Source organism: Candidatus Competibacter denitrificans Run_A_D11 (assembly GCF_001051235.1).
Lineage (GTDB): Bacteria > Pseudomonadota > Gammaproteobacteria > Competibacterales > Competibacteraceae > Competibacter_A > Competibacter_A denitrificans.
Genome location: NZ_CBTJ020000101.1, coordinates 90,514 through 108,451 on the forward strand (window position 1 = coordinate 90,514; position 17,938 = coordinate 108,451).

Here is a 17,938-nt window from a genome sequence, read left to right on the forward strand (position 1 = left end):
GGTCATGATACCGGATTTGGTGTGATACCCGCATCAGGGCGCCATCCAGTAATGACGATGCTCACGGCGATGACGCTCCAGCAAAAGGGGCTGATCCGGCGTCCATTGAAACGTCAGCGCCCCCTCGTAACCGGTATCGAGCAAGCTAGCGCCGGTCGCCTGATAGCGCGCCACCGTGTCGGGACGCGGATAGCCGAACCGGTTGCGATAACCGGTGGCAAACAGCACATAGCGCGGCCGTACCGCATCCAGAAACGCTGAAGTGACCCGATCACGATGGCCGTGATGAGGAGCGACCAACACATCGGCCGCCAACTCGGCGCCATAGCCGGCAACCAACGCCGTTTGGGCCGCAGTTTCAATATCACCCGGTAACAACAACCGCCCAGCCGGCCCCACGACTTGGAGCACACAGGAGGCATCATCAGCGGTAAATCCGGTCTCTGGCGGATGCAACAGTTGAAATTGCACGCCATCCCATTGCCATGCTTGGCCGGCCTGACACCGCTTCGCGCCAGCAATGGGCGTCTCTTCCAGAGAGGCCGTTGCGATCTCCGCCACTGGCATCAATTCCAACACTGAGCGAACGCCGCCAGTATGCTGCTTGTCGGCGTGGCTGATCAGCAAGCGATCCACCTGCCGGATACCTTGCCGACGCAGAAAAGGCACCAGCACCGCCCGACCAGCATCCAGCTCCGCGCCCAGACGCGGGCCGGTATCGTAGACCAAGACATGATGTTGAGTGCGGATGACTCCGGCCAAGCCAGGGCCAACATCCAATAAGGTGAACCAAAAACCACCTGGCTCCGGCGTCGGCAACGGCGGCCACAACAGCGGCAAACACAGCGGCAACCCCAACCAGCGGCCCGCCAAACCGCGTGGGGCCAGCAACAATAACATCCCCGGCACCGCGAAAAGCAGCGTCCACCAAGGTGGCCCCGGCCAGGACAACACCGCACCAGGCCAATGTTCCAGCCATAGCAGGATCTGCCACAACCCCGCCATCGTCAGCGCGGCCAGTTCCAGCAAAAAGGTTTGTAGCGCGGTGCTGACCGGTCCCACCAGCGCCGCCAGCAGGCTCAATGGCAGCACGGTGCAGCCCACCCAGGGAATTGCGAGAAAATTAGCGAGCGGCGACAGTAAGGGAAATTGTTGAAAATAGATCAAAGTCGGCGGCAGCAGCGCCACCGTGAGCTTAAGCTGCAAACCGACCGTCTGGCTGAGCCAAGCCCGCTCGCACCAACGGCCGCTGGTGCTATAGACAATCGCCGCGACCGCGCCGAATGACAGCCAAAATCCCGCCAGCAGAGGCGCGGCGGGATCGTAAAGCAGAACAGCTAACAGCGCGAGCGCCAAAATTCGACTAGGCGCGGCCGGGCGCTGGATGATCAACGCCACCATCGCCACCGCTGCCATCAAAAATGCCCGTTGCGCTGGCACGGATAAACCGGAGATTAGGGTGTAACCGCCTGCCCCCATTAGCGCTGCTACCGCTGCCGCCCGCCGCGCCGGCCACCGCAGAGCCAGTTCTGGAACCCGTCGCCAGATCCCCAAAAACAGGGCAAAGACCATCCCAGCGACTAAGCCGATGTGGGAACCTGATACCGACATCAGATGACCGATGCCGGTGCGATTGAACACCTCCCATTGCCGGGACGAAATACCGCCTTCTTCACCCACCGCCAACGCGACCAGAACCCCGACGAACGGATTCTCTGGTAGTTGTCGCTCGAAATCCTCAGCGATTCGCGCGCGATAGCGGTCAACCGGGTAACGCTCGGCAACTGCTAAACGTTGCGGCAATGGTTGTCGGCGAACACTCCCCGTCGCCACAATACCCTTGGCATACAACCACTGCTCGTAGTCGAATCCGCCTGGATTCGACAGACCGCGTGGTTGCCGCAAGCGGGCCGTGAAAGCCCAGCGGTCACCGACCTGCAAGGGTGGATTTGATTCCACCGCACGTTCTTCGCCATCGGCCGGTTCATCCCACCATGCCAACCGTAAGCGCTGGCCGACCAGTTCTAAGACTGGTCGCTCGCCCTTTCGGGCATTTGCCACCATAAATTCGAACCGTACACTCCGCCTTTCCTGCTCCGGTAGCGCGGCAATCCAACCGTCTACCGACAACTCAGCACCTTCCAGCGCCGCCGGTAATCTCGCAGTTGGCGCGGCCAACAATAAGGCCCACAAAAAGCCAGCGCTGCCCCAGGCTAATAATCGCAACCAGGGCACCGTGATCCCCACCAGCACCACCGCTGGCCATGCTGCACTCCAACCCCGCCCCGGTAGCTCCGGTAAGCTTTGCAGGATCAGGATACCGACCAAAAAGGCGATGGCCCCCCAGCGCATTGATGGCCACCCACCGATCAGCGTTCCCGCACCAACACCCCATCGTTTAGCCGCCACAGGGCCTCAGCGCGTGCGGCCAACGCAAGGTCATGGGTGACGATGACGAAGCTGGTCCCCAGATCGCGGTTTAATTCCAGCATCAGTTCAAAGACCTGCTCAGCGCTATGGCGGTCCAAGTTGCCTGTCGGTTCATCGGCCAATACGCAGGCCGGCTCAGTGATCAGGGCACGCGCCACCGCCGCCCGCTGGCGCTCGCCGCCGGATAACTCGCCGGGACGATGCGTTAAACGCTCTTTCAGCCCCACCCGTGCTAACAAGGCAGCGGCTTGTTCAGCAGCGCGTTTGGGCGCGTTGCCGCGAATCAACAACGGCATTGCTACATTTTCCAGTGCGGTGAATTCCGGTAACAAATGGTGAAACTGGTAGACAAATCCCAGGCAACGATTGCGCAACCGCCCCCGATCCGCGTCGCTCATCCGGCTCAATTCCTGGCCGGATACCCATACCGAGCCGGTGGTCGGCGTATCCAATCCACCCAGCAAATGCAGTAACGTGCTTTTACCTGACCCGGAACTGCCGATGATGGCGACCCGTTCCCCACGCTGAACCTGCAAGCTGATATTGCGCAGGACCTGCAATGACTCTTCACCTTGCCGAAACGTCTTGGCCAGCTCACGACATTCCAATACGGCCTGCGCTTGGCTCACGATGGCTGCCTCATTCATAACGCAGCGCCTCGGCCGGCTGGGTGCGAGCAGCGCGCCATGCCGGATACAGTGTCGCTAACGTCGCCAACCCAAACGCCACCAAGCCGATGGTGATGACATCGCTCCATTGGACTTTTGAGGGAATATCACTGATCAAATAAACATCCGGGGCGAGGATCTTGACGCTGAATAACCGCTCGATAAACGGCACCACCACATCGACATGGGTTGCTAAAGCCACCCCGCCTATTAAGCCCAGCACGGTGCCGACCAGCCCGATGGTCATGCCTTGGACGATAAAAATTCCCATCACCGAGCGCGGAGTTGCCCCCAGCGTGCGCAAGATGGCTATGTCAGCTTGCTTATCGGTCACCACCATCACCAGCATCGAAACGATGTTGAAAGCAGCAACGGCAACGATCAGCGTCAAGATGACAAACATCGCGGTCTTTTCAATCTGCACCGCCCGAAAATAGCTGGCGTGATCTTGAGTCCAGTCGCGGGCCACGAAGGTTTCCGGTAATTTGCCGGCGAGTTCGCGGGAGAAACGCGGCGCCATGAACAAGTCATGCAATTTCAAGCGAACCCCATTCACCGTACCCTCTGGATATTGAAATAGCTTAGCGGCATCCTCGACATGGATCAGCGCCAAACCTCGGTCATATTCGTACATCCCTGCCTTGAACAAGCCAACCACATCAAAGCGCTTCAAGCGTGGCAAAATCCCAGCGGGTGTAACGCTGGCTTGGGGCGTAATCACGGTGATCTTATCACCCACCACCACCCCCAACGCATTGGCCAATGCCTGACCGAGAATGATGCCAAACTGGCCAGGCCGTAACTCGTCTAACGTCCCCTGCACCATTTTGCTACCGATATCCGAGACCTTATTTTCCTCGGCTGGCAAGATACCCTGTACCAACGCGCCGCTAACCAGCGAGGCGTTATTCAACATGGCTTCGCCACGGATATAAGGGGCACCACCCACCACTCGCGCATCTTCCAGCGCCCAATCTCGCACCGCCTTCCAATCCTCAACGGCACCGCTCCAGCGGTTGATGGTGGCATGTGGGGTCATCGCCAAAATCCGCCCGCGTACCTCTTCTTGAAAGCCGTTCATGACCGACAAAACGGTAATCAAAGCGGTAATCCCCAAGGCGATGCCAAGCACTGAACTCAAAGAGATAAAGGAGACGAAGTGATTGCGACGCTTGGCTCGGGTGTAACGCAGACCGATGAACAATTCGAGAGGACGAAACATAGGTACGATTCAGCTTGGCGGGTAATCCGGGATAGGAGAAGGCGCGCCGTCATAATGCATTGGCCGCCCGTTGGGCGGCCAAGTCTTACACCGGGGATGGGCCAATTGAGATTTTACTGCTTGGGCAGCGCCGCAGCAGGGATTTTTGGTTTAACAGGCGTCGTCACAGCCGCTGGCACCGATGGCGTAGCCGGTACGGTGGGCGTAGCCGGCACCGTTGGCACCTTATTGGTCAACGTTGATGTACTCGGTACGGTGGACGTAGCCGGCACCGTTGGCACCTTCTTGGTCAGCGCCGATGTACTCGGCAGCGCTGAAGTTCCTCCCCCCACCGTCGCCGAAGCCTTAACGCCCAGCACGGTTTTGTCGCCAACCCCAGGCACTTTGCCTAAATCATCCACGGATTGAAACGCCCCATGCTCCTGGCGATACTTGACGATAGCGGCCGCTTTCGCCGGGCCGATCCCTTTCAAGCCCTTTTCGAGCTGATCGGCTGTCGCCGTATTGATATCGACCATTTGGGCAAAGGTCACGGTAGAAAAGAGGGCCAGAATCAAGCCGAGCAACACATGCAAGCCTTTCATTGCTTCATCTCCTCGTTCGGTTATCAATCGCTGTCAGACCAAGCCGACAGCGGCGAAAACTATAAAGGTGAAACTTAAAAAATACAATTTGATCAGTCGTTTGCCAAATACGCAACCATCGGTGAAACAGGCCGTGATTGAGTTGGCCCGCTCAACGAGGTGTGCCGATCACCAAATCCGCCATCGGTTTGATGGTATTCCACTGCTGGCAACTGGGGCAGCACCAGTGCAGGGTTTTGACTATAAACCCACAGGCAGCGCAACGATAGCGAGCGGCATTATTCAGTAATTGCGTGCTGATGGCGTGCAAAGCTTGTAAATCGGCGTATTCGGCCCCCTCGCCGCGCGCGAGCTTGATTTCAACCAACCGACGCAAACCCAGCAAGGTCGGATACGTTTGCAGCTCGCGATTAAGAAACTGGACTGTGGCTTCTTCGCCTTTCCGCTGCAACAACCACTCGGCCAAAGCGTCAGTGACACGCCCGCCATGGTCTCGCGCCTGAACTTCCCGTAAGTACTGCACCCACTCATCCGGTCGTCCCACGGCTACAAAACAGGCGCCGAGCGGGGCGATCACCTCAGGAAAGTACCCTGGATCTTGGCGTTCGACCGCTTGGAGCGCTTCAATGGCAGCCCGATAATCGCCGGCCTGCACAGCGAAACCGCCAAGCAACAGATTGGCGCGCGCGCAGCCAGGATCGCGCCGCAGCGCATCCAGCAGCCACTTCTTGGCTTCGACGCCCTCTCCCCGCGTGCTGGCCGCCTCAGCCAATTCACAACAGAAATGGGCAGTCTCCTTTCTCTTAGATTCCCCGCCCATCCGCTCCAGCCGATCACAATAATGGATCGCCTGGCACCAATCCTTTTCTTGCTGAAAAATGTAAATCAACCGCGAGATCGCAACTTCCATGTAATCAGGTTGATCAAGCAACTCTTGAAATAACGCTTCCGCACGGTCGAACAGGCCCGCGCGCAAATAGTCTTCGCCCAGTTCCAGCACCGCCCCGTGCCGCTGGTCAACCGTCAGATGGGTTCGGGCGATGAGGCTGCCGTGGATATGGATGGCCCGATCCACCTCGCCGCGACGGCGGAAAAGATTACCCAACGCCAGATGGATCTCGGCCGTATCCTGATCCACGTCAGCCATCCGGGTGAGCACTTCAATGGCCTGATCGGGCTTATCGTTGATCAAATAATTCAGTCCCTTGAAATACTCGGCGCTGCCGACCGTCGATCCGCCTGATTTAGCCGCCTGACGGTTCGCCACCCACCAACCGGAAGCGGCGGCAACCGGCAGCAGCAGCCACAGAAGCTCAATCATGACCCGGCAACGACACGATCCGGCTTCAACGGATATCCCGTCCCACCTTTTTGGCCAACAGATTGATTTCCTGATCTTTGGTCAACACAGACTGCCGCAAGCGGTTAAGCTGCCAGCGTAGCGGTAACACCATGGAGGCTCCAATCAACGCTGCCAACAATGCCCCCACCGCGAAAGCGCTGATCATCGCTAAGGACAGCGGGATCGTCGTCGCGCCCAGTAGATATTTGATGGTAACGGGATCGGCATTTAAGGTGGAAAACTCCACACCGATCAACAAAACGACCAGCAAAATTGCAGCGACCAGAATAAATTTGATTAAAAACATGGATTCCCCCCACCTGAATAGCCTGAAATCAACGCGCTCAATCGTTTACGGTCTTGCAACAAAAAACCCACTATACCGTGGGTTTTTGAACGGCGCACGACAACCGGGCGGTTTGAGGAAAAATTTCCAACCTAACTCGCGCCATCGGTAGCGTCATAGCGCTCATTGACCCGTTCCCGCAATTCCTTACCGGGCTTGAAGTGAGGGACATATTTGCCGGTTAAGGAGACCGCATCCCCAGTCTTTGGATTACGTCCCACCCGCGGGGGTCGAAAATGCAGCGAAAAGCTACCAAATCCACGGATTTCGATCCGCTCACCATTGGCCAGCGACTCGCTCATTTGCTCCAATAGGGTCTTGACCGCCTGTTCGATATCTCGATAGGGAATATCGTTCCGCTTGCGGGCAAGAATCTCGATCAGCTCTGATTTTGTCATAAACCCTCCCTCCGGCATCAGGGCATAGCCTTTGCCAACCCAGCGCCGCCAATCAAGGAAATTCCGAGTGAATCCCGCCGCCCTGAATCGCAGAGCGGCGGCACGGAACGGCGGGCGTTACTAGCCCACCGACAGACTCGCTAGTCATCCTGAGCGCCCATCTGCTCCTTGAAGATATCACCCAACGTGGCGCCAGTGCTCGATTTGCGACTGTAATCTTGCAACACTTCGGCTTCTTCAGCCATATCCTTCGCCTTCACCGACAAGGTAATCGCGCGATTCTTGCGGTCAACGCCGATAAACTTGGCCTCCACCTCTTCACCCTCCTTTAGCATTGAGCGCGCGTCCTCAATCCGTTCGCGGGTCAACTCAGAAGCGCGCAGCGTGCCCTCGATGCCATGGCCCAAATCCACCAAAGCCCCCTTGGCATCGACCGAGACGATCCGCCCCTTGACCACACTGCCCTTGGGATGATCGGCGACGAAGTTGGAGAATGGGTCCTTGTCGAGTTGTTTGATGCCCAGCGAAATCCGCTCTCGTTCGGGATCAACCGCCAGCACCACCGCCTCAACTTCCTGACCTTTCTTGTATTGGCGAACCGCTTCTTCGCCGGGAGCATTCCAGGAAATATCCGACAGATGGACCAAGCCGTCAATGCCACCATCCAGGCCGATGAAAATGCCAAAGTCGGTAATCGACTTGATCTTGCCCGAAACGCGGTCACCCTTGGCGTGATTCTGGTCGAATTCTTCCCAGGGATTCTGCTGGCACTGTTTCATACCGAGCGAAATGCGCCGACGATCCTCGTCGATATCCAGCACCATGACCTCGACTTCATCGCCCAAGGCCACCACTTTATTCGGATTGACATTTTTGTTGGTCCAATCCATTTCAGAGACATGAACCAACCCTTCGACGCCCTCTTCGATCTCGACAAAACAGCCGTACTCAGCAATGTTGGTGACCTTGCCGAACACGCGAGTACCGACCGGATAGCGGCGGGCCAAAGCGATCCAGGGATCATCGCCCAGTTGTTTAAGACCCAACGAGACGCGGTTACGGTCGCGGTCGAACTTAAGCACCTTGACTTTGATGGTGTCGCCGACGTTGACCACCTCGGAGGGGTGTTTCACACGCCGCCAGGCCATATCGGTGATATGCAACAGACCATCGATGCCACCCAAATCCAGGAACGCGCCATAGTCGGTCAGATTCTTGACCATACCATCGACCACCTGACCTTCTTGCAGATTTTGCAGCAAGGCCTCGCGTTCCGCGCTGTATTCCTGCTCCACCACCGCACGCCGGGAAACCACGACGTTATTGCGGCGCCGGTCAAGCTTGATCACTTTAAAGTCTTGCTCTTTGCCTTCCAGATAGCCAGCATCGCGCACCGGTCGCACGTCCACCAACGACCCCGGCAGGAACGCCCGAATCTCGCCGATATCCACCGTGAAACCGCCCTTGACCTTACCGCTAATCAAGCCTTTGACAATCTCTTCTTTCTCGAACGCTTGTTCCAGCGCACTCCAAATCCGGGCACGCTTGGCTTTCTCACGCGACAGCCGGGTTTCTCCGAATCCGTCTTCCAGCGCGTCCAAGGCAACCTCAATTTGGTCGCCCACCTTCACTTCGAGAACACCTTCCTCGTTGTAAAACTGTTCGAGCGGAATCAGCCCTTCCGACTTCAAGCCAGCATTGACGACCACGACGTCCTGGCGGATGGCGACCACCAAGCCCTGAACGATGGCGCCAGGCTGCATTTGCTTGTCGGCTAAGCTCTGTTCAAACAGTTCGGCAAAACTTTCGATCATGGGTTATTGCTCAAAAACGGCGACCATAGACCGCCACAGGTTAGTTGGAATACAAGATTCGGCATCAAGGCTCCGAACCGCTTTTCGGGATATCCGCCTGTTGCAGCGTTGTTAACAGCCGGCAACAACATTCCATTTCCCAAATATTCTTCAATCCTTCAGCGTTGAAGCAAGTTCTACCGGCGTAACGCATTATTGCGAGGGATTGACCGCGCCGGGAAACAGTTCGACGACAAACGCGAAAGCCCAGTTGAACACGTCCACCATACTCAGCAGGGTCGTGTCCACAACCCGCGCATCCGCAGCCGGCTCAAGCGGAGCGACTGTCCTTGTGGCATCCCGCGTATCGCGCACATTTATTTCTTCGACCAGATTTTTAAGGTTAACATCCATTCCTTTTTCTCTCAACTGGTTATAGCGGCGTTGGGCACGCTCTTCACCACTGGCAGTGAGAAATAACTTTAGTTGAGCGTCTGGGAACACCACGGTACCCATGTCTCGACCATCGGCGATCAGTCCGGGAAACCGCCGAAAATTACGTTGCCTTTGCAGAAGCGCCGCCCGCACAGCCGGCCAAATCGCCACCTGAGAAGCGGCGGCGGCACACGTCTCAGCGCGTAACTCAGGCCCGGTATCAAGGCCATTCAGCAGGATACGAATCGTGCCATCGGGACCGGAAACGAATGCCGCGTCAAGCTGGGCGGCGACCGCCACCAATCCGCTCTCGTCTTTCAGCGATAAACCTTGGCGCAGCGCGGCTAAAGCGGTCAGCCGATACAACGCCCCACTGTCGAGCAAAGGCCAACCCAGGCGAGTGGCAAGTGCTTGGCAAAGCGTGCCCTTGCCAACACCGCTTGGGCCATCGACGGTAATCACTGGAGCCAATGCATCGCTGACTCCAGCAACCATTATTTGCTTAGCTCCGTAATCGCCAAGCCCACACTGCGGGATAAGCTCACGAAATCAGGAAACGAGGTGTTGACGTTGGCGCAATCGCACACACGGATCGGACCAGCGGCGCGCAATGCGGCGACCGAGAAACTCATGGCGATACGATGATCGCCGTGACTGTCGATCAAACCGCCCGCCAAATCGCCACCCTGGATAATGATCCCGTCCGGTAACGGTTGTGCGGTGATGCCCAAGGCGGTAAGGCCATCGGCCATCGCTTGAATCCGGTCGCTTTCCTTGACCCGCAACTCCTCAGCACCGGCAAATACCGTTTCCCCCTCGGCACAGGCGGCGGCCACGAAGAGAGCGGGCAGTTCGTCAATGGCCAGTGGAGCAAACGCGGCTGGGATGCGCAAACCCCGCAAAGGAGCATAGCGTACCCGTAGATCAGCGACCGGCTCAGTACCGGCCAAGCGCGGCTCAAGCACTTCGATATCGGCGCCCATCAATCGCAGAATATCGATCACACCGCTACGAGTCAGGTTGAGACCCACATGCTCCAGCACCAGATCCGAACCCGGAGCAATGCTGGCGCCTACCAGGAAGAAGGCCGCTGAAGACAAATCGGCCGGCACATCGATCTCAGCCCCAAGTAACCGTCCACCGCCAGCCAGCGCCACGGTTCGTTCATTGTCACGTTGCAGCGGATAACTGAAGGCTTCCAACATTCGCTCGGTATGATCGCGCGTCGGCGCCGGTTCGGTAATACGGGTGACACCCTGGGCATAGAGGCCGGCCAGCAGTAAACAGGATTTTACCTGGGCACTGGCCACCGGCAGCGGATAATCAATGCCTATCAGGCGCTGACCACCGTGAATCCGTAGCGGGGCGGTACCTTGGACAGCACTGTCGATTTGGGCGCCCATTTGCGCCAGTGGCGCCGTTACGCGCCCCATCGGCCGCCGCATGAGTGAGGCGTCGCCCATCAAGGTGGTGTCAAAAGTCTGCCCGGCCAGGATACCGGCCATCAACCGCATCGACGTACCGGAATTGCCCATATCCAGCACCTCGGTGGGCGGGTGCAGACCGTGCAAACCGACACCATGGACGGTGACTTGTCCGCTCTCCGGTCCCTCAATACGCACGCCCATAGCACGAAAAGCGCGCAACGTGGCAAGGCAATCCTCACCTTCCAAAAAACCGCTGATCGTGGTCGCTCCATCGGCCAACGCACCAAGCATGATCGCCCGATGGGAAATCGATTTATCGCCCGGAACCCGCAAGCGGCCACGTAAAGCGCCACCAGGCTCGACCACAAAATTTAATTCAGTCATGGGAAAGAGTTAAGCGAAAGGATTCAATCGAGATAGAGATTATCGCGGGCACGCTTGGCTCGCTCAAAAAGCGTCAGAATTACGCTCTGGTCACCGTTGCGGATCGCACCAGCCAATTGCTCCAGATCGGCGCTAAACAGCGCAATCATCTCTAACAGTTGCTCACGGTTGGCCACACAGATATCGTGCCACATGCGCGGATCGCTGGAGGCGATTCGGGTGAAATCCCGGAAGCCGCCGGCCGCATAGCGAAAAATCTCCGCCCGATCATCCAGTCGTGCCAGGGTGTCTACCAACGTATAGGCTAGCATGTGGGGTAAATGGCTGGTCGCCGCCAGCACTACATCATGATGGCGCACCCCCATATCGACGACTTCGGCGCCCGTGAACTCCCACATTGTTCTGATCAGGCGATGTGCGGCGGCATCGGTTTCCGCCAGCGGCGTCAGGATAACCCGCCGATTCTGGAACAAAGTGGCAAACGATGCCTCGACTCCACTCCGTTCAGTGCCTGCAATCGGATGCCCAGGAACGAAGTGAGGGGGAATATGGCCGTAAACCCGTTCGATATCAGCGACGACGCTCCCTTTGGCGCTACCGACATCGGTCACCACCGCATGGGCTGCAAGATGAGGAACAATAGCGCGCAGCACTTCGCCTATGGCGCCGAGCGGAACAGCGATCACCACCACATCCGCGCCGACCACTGCGTTAGTCGGATCAATGTCATAGCGATCCACCACGCCCAAATGCACGGCTGTGCGTAAATTTTCCTCGTTGCGGCCGGAACCGATCACCTCACCGACCTTGCCCTGTTCGCGCAGCGAACGGGCCAACGAACCGCCGATCAAGCCGACACCAATGACGCATAGTCGTGGGATGAAGGGTTGCGTGCTCATATCAGCGATTCAGCACCTCAGCCAGGGCAGCGAGCAGCCGGGCATTTTCCGCTTCGGTGCCGATGCTGATCCGTAGAAAGCGGGGCAAACCATAATTGTCAACCGGACGGGTGATGACGCCACATTTCAGCAGTTCGAGATAGACCTCTCGACCTGGGCGACCGACATCAATACACAGGAAATTCCCCGCCGAGGGTAACCAGTTCAGTCCATGCTGGCGACAGAAAGCCAGCAAATTCGCCATACCCGCGCGGTTGACCGCTTTACCATTCTCCAAATGCTCGGCATCATCCAGCGCCGCTGTGGCCGCCGCCAGCGCCAGGCTATTGACGTTGAACGGTTCTCTGACCCGGTTCAACAAATCAGCCACCTGGGGATCGGACACGGCGTAACCGACCCGCAAACCGGCCAGACCATACGCCTTGGAAAAGGTGCGCGTCACCACTAAGTTGGGAAAATGACCGAGCCACTTCAACGCATCGGGGCAATCCAGCACCGGCTCGACATATTCGAAATACGCCTCATCCACCACCACGATGACCTGTTCGGGCATCGACTTCAGAAATCCTTCCAGCTCGGCGGTTTTCAGCCAGGTGCCGGTCGGATTATTGGGATTGGCGATAAAGGCGACACGGGTCCGGTCGTTGACCAGCGAGCGCATGGCGGCGAGATCATGACCGTAAGGCATCTCGTGATCGGGCGGATTGGCCTTGGCGACACGCGCAGTGGCACCGATGGCCTGAGTGACGATGGGATACACGGCGAATGCGTGTTCGGAAAAAATAGCTTCGTGTTCTGGCGTCAGAAACGCCCGCGCTACCAATTCCAGTACGTCATTGGAACCGTTGCCAAGCGTCAACGCCGCCATCGGTACGCCAAGCCGCTCTGATAACGCCGCTTTCAACTCGAAACCGTTACCGTCGGGATAACGGGCAAGACCGGCCAACGCTTCCCGCACAGCAGCCAGCCCTTTGGGACTGGGGCCGAGTGGGTTTTCGTTGGACGCCAGCTTCACGATGTCGCTCAACCCGTATTCCCGGCGCAGTTCGCTTTCTGGCTTGCCGGGTTGATACGGTTGCAAGGTACGGGCGCCGGGAGCGGCAATAGAAAAAAAATTGTGGTTCATTCCATAAATCTCAAATCTATAAGATTGTATTCTAGATATTGCATAGAGGGCATTTGGTTGTCATTCAAATGCATAATCTCTGCTGCTATTATTCCTTATGCGCAAAAAGCACAGTCGCGCTTGCAAGTTCAAGATTTTTTTCCATAGACAACTCTCTTACAAATGGCTTATCTAAGTAATTTCCTATATCCCCAATAAGATCCGAAACTCTTAAATTCATAAAATCTTTTTTTGTTTTACCTTGAAGTCCATCTGCCCAACTACGCAAAATCCAAGTTAAAGATGAAATTGGAAGCAGGCTATCATAGACAGTAACTTTATCAATACAGAGATAATCGGAAAACAAATTCTGGATTCCTTGACCAGTCATATTATAATAATGGTGTGGATGCGCATGAAATGGCTGCAGAAATGGAACACAACACATTAGGTCTCCTCCAGGTTTTATCACTCTAGAGATTTCCTTTGCGCATAAAAAAGGGTCCTTTACATGTTCTAAAACAGCTATTGAAAGTACAGCATCAAACGCTTGGTCAACAAAAGGAAGATCCTCGCCAACGCCACGCACATCAGTTGTATCGAAATCAACAATCTCAAAATTAACAACATTATCAAAATAAACGGGTCTCCTTCCAGCGCCACAATCCAATACTAATCCTTCTGCATTTTTCTCGATTATTTCAATTCCATAAGTGTCATAACCGCAGCCGCTAATAGCATCAGTCTCAATAATATTGAACTTTGATCTTAACTCTTCGCTTAAAAAATCATAACAATTATTCTTTTCAATATAACTTATATCCTTACGAAGGAGGGGCCTAATTCTTTCAAGCTTCTTTTTCTTTGATTCCAATATCAAAGATGAAGGCAAACGTATCTTTCTGCCTTCTTTTCTACCAAACAAATCAAAATGCTTACGGCCCGATCTCAATCTTCCTTCCTTTACAGCTTTTGCAACATCAGGGTTAGATAAAAGGTAGCCCTCCTCATTAAAATTTTTCTCGGTTGCAACAAATTCGATAATATATGAATCAAGCATGCTTTCTCCAGAGATTACGCATTTTCATAGAAATCTATTTTATAATTTAGCCATCATTGCCATTAAATAAAAATTACTACAACACACCCTTCGGATACGAACCCAACACCCGGAATAAACTGGCCTGTTCACTCAGTTCAGCCAACGCCCCGGCCACCGGTTCATCTTGGGAATGACCATCGAGGTCGATGAAAAACACATAGTCCCACATGCCACGCCGCGAGGGACGGGATTCAATCCGGTTCATGCTGACATTATGGCGGGCCAGCGGCTCCAGCAGCTTGAACAAGGCACCGGGCCGATTCAGCGAGGCCACCAGCAGCGCGGTCTTGTCATCACCAGAGGGCTGAATCGGCTGCATACCGACGATCAAAAACCGCGTGGTGTTGTTGGGTTCATCCTCAATATTGCGCACCAGCGTCGGCATCTGATAGATATCGGCCGCGCACTGACCGGCGATGGCCGCTGCGTCCGTTTCCTCCCCTACCCGCCGCGCCGCTTCACCGTTGCTGCTGACTTCAATCTGCTCGACGCGCGGCATATTGGCGTCCAGCCACTCCCGGCACTGGGCCAGGGACTGGCGATGCGAGTAGATACGGCGCACGGCTCCCAGATCACTGGCGCGGGTGATGAGGTGATGATTGATGCGCATTTGCACCTCACCGCAGATCCGCAAGGGCGATTGCAAGAACATGTCCAGGGTGTGATTGACCACGCCCTCGGTCGAATTTTCTACTGGCACCACGCCGTAATCGGCCGAACCGGCTTCCACTTCGCGGAACACTTCATCAATGGCCCGCAGCGGGATGCTATGGATGGATTTGCCGAAATGCTTGAGTGCGGCCGCCTGGGTAAAGGTCCCTTCAGGGCCGAGAAAAGCGATTCTCAGCGGCTCTTCCAGGGCCAGGCAGGCTGACATGATCTCGCGGAATAAGCGGGCCATGGCCTCATCGCTGAGCGGTCCCTTATTGGCTTCGATCACCCGCCGCAACACCTGCGCCTCGCGCTCTGGGCGGTAAAAATTGCCGGTGGCGCCTGCGGCCTGTTTGAGCGCGCCCACCTGTTGGGCGCAACACGCCCGTTCGGCAATCAGCGCCTGAATCCGGCCATCGAGCGCGTCGATCCGCTCGCGCAGCGCCAACAAGCTATCCGCTTCGCTCATTCAACCCCCTCACCATTTTCGCCATCATCCGGCACTGAGCCAGCATCCTCCTCGGTTTCATCGCCGTTACTCTCCAGCTCGCCCATGCTCTCAATCTTCTCGACCCCAGCCAGCTTCTCCTCGCCTTGCAGGCTGATCAATTTAACCCCTTGCGCATTACGACCGACCACGGAGATTTCACCGACGCGGGTCCGCACCAGCGTACCGCCATCCGAAATCAGCATAATTTCGTGATCGTTTTCGACCTGCACCGCACCGATCACCCGACCGTTGCGCTCGGAGGTCTGGATGGCGATGACGCCCTGGCCGCCGCGACCGTGCCGCGCGTACTCGGCAGCCGGCGTGCGTTTGCCGAAACCGTTCTCGGTCACCGTCAGCACGGTTCCTTCATCGACTACGATCAGCGCGATGACTTTTTGGCCTTCGCCCAGCCGGATGCCGCGCACGCCATAGGCCGAGCGGCCGGTATCGCGCACATCGGTTTCGGTAAAGCGCACCGCCTTGCCAGCATCGGAGAACAGCATCACATCGCGCTGGCCATCCGTCAGTTCCACATTGACCAGTTGATCACCGTCGCGCAGATCAATCGCGATGATGCCACTAGGACGCGGGCGGGAATATTCGGACAGCGGGGTTTTCTTGACCGTACCGTTGGTAGTGGCGAAAAACACGTAATGGTCATCGCCAAACTCACGCACTGACAGCACCGCATTGATGCGCTCGCCTTCTTCCAGCGGCAGCAGATTGACGATGGGCTTGCCGCGCGCCGTCCGGCCAGCTTGGGGCAGCTCGTAGACCTTCTTCCAGTACACCTTCCCGCGATTGGAAAAACACAGCACGGTATCGTGAGTGCTGGCGATGAACAGCTTGTCGACGAAATCTTCTTCCCTGACGGTGGTGGCCGCCCGTCCACGCCCGCCACGCTTTTGCGCCCGATACAGCGACAGCGGTTGCGATTTGACATAGCCGGCGTGCGACAGGGTAACGACCATGGTTTCGTCGGTAATCAGATCCTCCAGATTGAGATTGCTCTCATCCGGTTGGATGACGGTACGGCGAGCATCGGCGTATTGGGCGCGTAACTCCTGCAATTCGGCGCGAATCACCGCCGTCAGCCGCTGCGGTTGGGTGAGAATCGCCAGCAATGCCTGAATCCGGCTCAACAACTCTTGATATTCATCCAGCAACTTGCGCTGCTCTAGCCCAGTCAGGCGATGCAGCCGCAGATCAAGGATCGCCTGGGCCTGGACCGGGGACAGCCGATAACCGCCTTCCACCAACCCGTATTCCGCCGATAGATCGTCCGGTCGTGAGGTGAGCGCTCCAGATTGGTCGAGCAGCTCAGTGACCAAACCCGGCACCCAGACCCGCTCCAGCAGGGCGGCTTTAGCAGCGGCGGGATCGGTGGCAGCACGGATCAGCGCAATCAGTGAGTCAAGATTGGCCAGCGCCACCGCCAGCCCTTCGACGATATGGGCGCGTTCGCGGGCCTTGCGTAACTCGAAGACGGTGCGACGCACCACGACTTCGCGCCGGTGCGAAAGAAACGCTTCCAGCACCTGCTTGAGGTTGAGCAGACGCGGCTGGCCATCAACCAGCGCGACCATGTTGACCCCGAACACACATTGCAACGGCGTGTGCAGGAATAGGTTATTCAACACCACTTCCGCGTTTTCGTTGCGGCGCAGTTCGATATAAATCCGCATCCCATCCTTGTCAGACTCATCGCGTAGCTCGGTGATGCCCTCGATCTTTTTATCCTTGACCAGTTCGGCGATTTTTTCGATCAGCCGGGCTTTATTCACCTGATAGGGCAACTCGGTAACGATGATCGCCTGGCGGCCGCGCGCTTCGTCAGTTTCAATCTCGGTGCGGGCGCGCATCTGCACCCGCCCCCGACCGGTTTCGTAGGCATCGCGGATACCGTGTGCGCCGTTAATCAACGCGGCGGTGGGAAAATCCGGCCCCGGAATATGGCGCATGAGCTGGCCGATGCTTAAATTCGGCTCATCAATCAGCGCGACGCAGGCATCCACCACTTCGCCGAGATTATGCGGCGGGATGTTGGTGGCCATACCGACGGCAATACCGGACGAACCGTTAACCAGCAGATTCGGCAGGCGGGTGGGGAAAACCGCTGGTTCGCGTTCCGATTCGTCGTAATTGGGGGCGAAATCGACGGTTTCCTTATCGAGATCAGCCAATAATTCGTGGGCGATCCGGGACATGCGCACTTCGGTGTAACGCATGGCGGCGGGGGCGTCGCCGTCGATGCTGCCGAAATTGCCCTGCCCGTCCACCAGCATGTAGCGCAACGAAAACGGCTGGGCCATGCGGACGATGGTGTCGTAAACGGCGGTATCACCATGAGGATGGTATTTGCCGATCACATCACCGACGACGCGGGCGGATTTCTTGTACGGCTTGTTCCAATCGTTGCCGAGTTCGCTCATAGCGAACAGCACCCGCCGATGCACCGGTTTCAAACCATCACGCACATCCGGCAGGGCGCGGCCCACGATCACGCTCATGGCGTAATCGAGATAAGACTGCCGCATTTCGTCTTCCAGGTTGACCGGAAGGATTTCTTTGGCGATTTCAGTCATTCGCGACCTTTGTCTGCATTAAGCCCGGCCAGCCTGGCGGTTAAGCGGCTTATTATACCATAGAGGGGTTAATGGAC

Annotated in this window: 15 protein-coding genes; all 15 read right to left on the reverse strand. The window is 56.8% G+C overall.

Annotated features, from left to right (window positions below; translation table 11 throughout):
- Window positions 1-33: 33 nt before the first annotated feature.
- Complete coding sequence (locus BN873_RS16125; RefSeq protein ID WP_139031753.1) at window positions 34-2,409, reverse strand: DNA internalization-related competence protein ComEC/Rec2; 2,376 nt, start codon at window positions 2,407-2,409, stop codon at window positions 34-36.
- On the reverse strand, window positions 2,370-3,077 hold the full coding sequence (gene lolD, locus BN873_RS16130; RefSeq protein ID WP_048676095.1) for a lipoprotein-releasing ABC transporter ATP-binding protein LolD: 708 nt from the start codon (window positions 3,075-3,077) through the stop codon (window positions 2,370-2,372). Before lolD ends, BN873_RS16125 begins: the two co-directional genes overlap by 40 nt.
- Window positions 3,070-4,320: a lipoprotein-releasing ABC transporter permease subunit gene (locus tag BN873_RS16135; protein WP_048676098.1), complete on the reverse strand. Its 1,251-nt coding sequence runs from the start codon at window positions 4,318-4,320 to the stop codon at window positions 3,070-3,072. Before BN873_RS16135 ends, lolD begins: the two co-directional genes overlap by 8 nt.
- Before the next feature lie 113 nt (window positions 4,321-4,433).
- Window positions 4,434-4,904, reverse strand: coding sequence for a ComEA family DNA-binding protein (locus BN873_RS19140; protein WP_071244374.1), 471 nt, complete (start codon window positions 4,902-4,904; stop codon window positions 4,434-4,436).
- Window positions 4,905-5,055: 151 nt separating this feature from the next.
- Window positions 5,056-6,225, reverse strand: coding sequence for a lipopolysaccharide assembly protein LapB (gene lapB, locus BN873_RS16145; RefSeq protein WP_048676100.1), 1,170 nt, complete (start codon window positions 6,223-6,225; stop codon window positions 5,056-5,058).
- Between the two features lie 25 nt (window positions 6,226-6,250).
- Complete coding sequence (locus tag BN873_RS16150; RefSeq protein ID WP_048676101.1) at window positions 6,251-6,553, reverse strand: LapA family protein; 303 nt, start codon at window positions 6,551-6,553, stop codon at window positions 6,251-6,253.
- Between the two features lie 131 nt (window positions 6,554-6,684).
- Window positions 6,685-6,990 carry an integration host factor subunit beta gene (locus tag BN873_RS16155; protein WP_048676103.1) on the reverse strand — a complete coding sequence of 102 codons (306 nt, stop codon included), beginning with the start codon at window positions 6,988-6,990 and terminating at the stop codon, window positions 6,685-6,687.
- Between the two features lie 140 nt (window positions 6,991-7,130).
- Window positions 7,131-8,804 carry a 30S ribosomal protein S1 gene (rpsA, locus tag BN873_RS16160; RefSeq protein ID WP_048676105.1) on the reverse strand — a complete coding sequence of 558 codons (1,674 nt, stop codon included), beginning with the start codon at window positions 8,802-8,804 and terminating at the stop codon, window positions 7,131-7,133.
- A 192-nt stretch (window positions 8,805-8,996) separates the two neighbouring features.
- Window positions 8,997-9,713, reverse strand: coding sequence for a (d)CMP kinase (gene cmk / locus BN873_RS16165; protein ID WP_048676107.1), 717 nt, complete (start codon window positions 9,711-9,713; stop codon window positions 8,997-8,999).
- Entirely contained in the window at window positions 9,713-11,029 is a 1,317-nt protein-coding gene (gene aroA / locus BN873_RS16170) for a 3-phosphoshikimate 1-carboxyvinyltransferase (protein ID WP_048676109.1), read from the reverse strand. The genes cmk and aroA overlap by 1 nt, the downstream gene beginning before the upstream one ends.
- Before the next feature lie 23 nt (window positions 11,030-11,052).
- Window positions 11,053-11,928 carry a prephenate dehydrogenase gene (locus tag BN873_RS16175; RefSeq protein ID WP_048676112.1) on the reverse strand — a complete coding sequence of 292 codons (876 nt, stop codon included), beginning with the start codon at window positions 11,926-11,928 and terminating at the stop codon, window positions 11,053-11,055.
- Window position 11,929: 1 nt separating this feature from the next.
- Window positions 11,930-13,054, reverse strand: a complete 1,125-nt coding sequence (gene hisC, locus BN873_RS16180) for a histidinol-phosphate transaminase (protein ID WP_048676115.1) — start codon at window positions 13,052-13,054, stop codon at window positions 11,930-11,932.
- Between the two features lie 88 nt (window positions 13,055-13,142).
- On the reverse strand, window positions 13,143-14,093 hold the full coding sequence (locus BN873_RS16185) for a class I SAM-dependent methyltransferase (protein WP_053085426.1): 951 nt from the start codon (window positions 14,091-14,093) through the stop codon (window positions 13,143-13,145).
- Window positions 14,094-14,169: 76 nt separating this feature from the next.
- The gene (pheA, locus tag BN873_RS16190) at window positions 14,170-15,255 is read right to left on the reverse strand and encodes a prephenate dehydratase (RefSeq protein ID WP_048676117.1); all 1,086 of its coding nucleotides are present in this window, start codon (window positions 15,253-15,255) and stop codon (window positions 14,170-14,172) included.
- On the reverse strand, window positions 15,252-17,861 hold the full coding sequence (gene gyrA, locus BN873_RS16195) for a DNA gyrase subunit A (protein ID WP_048676122.1): 2,610 nt from the start codon (window positions 17,859-17,861) through the stop codon (window positions 15,252-15,254). Before gyrA ends, pheA begins: the two co-directional genes overlap by 4 nt.
- Between the last annotated feature and the right edge of the window lie 77 nt (window positions 17,862-17,938).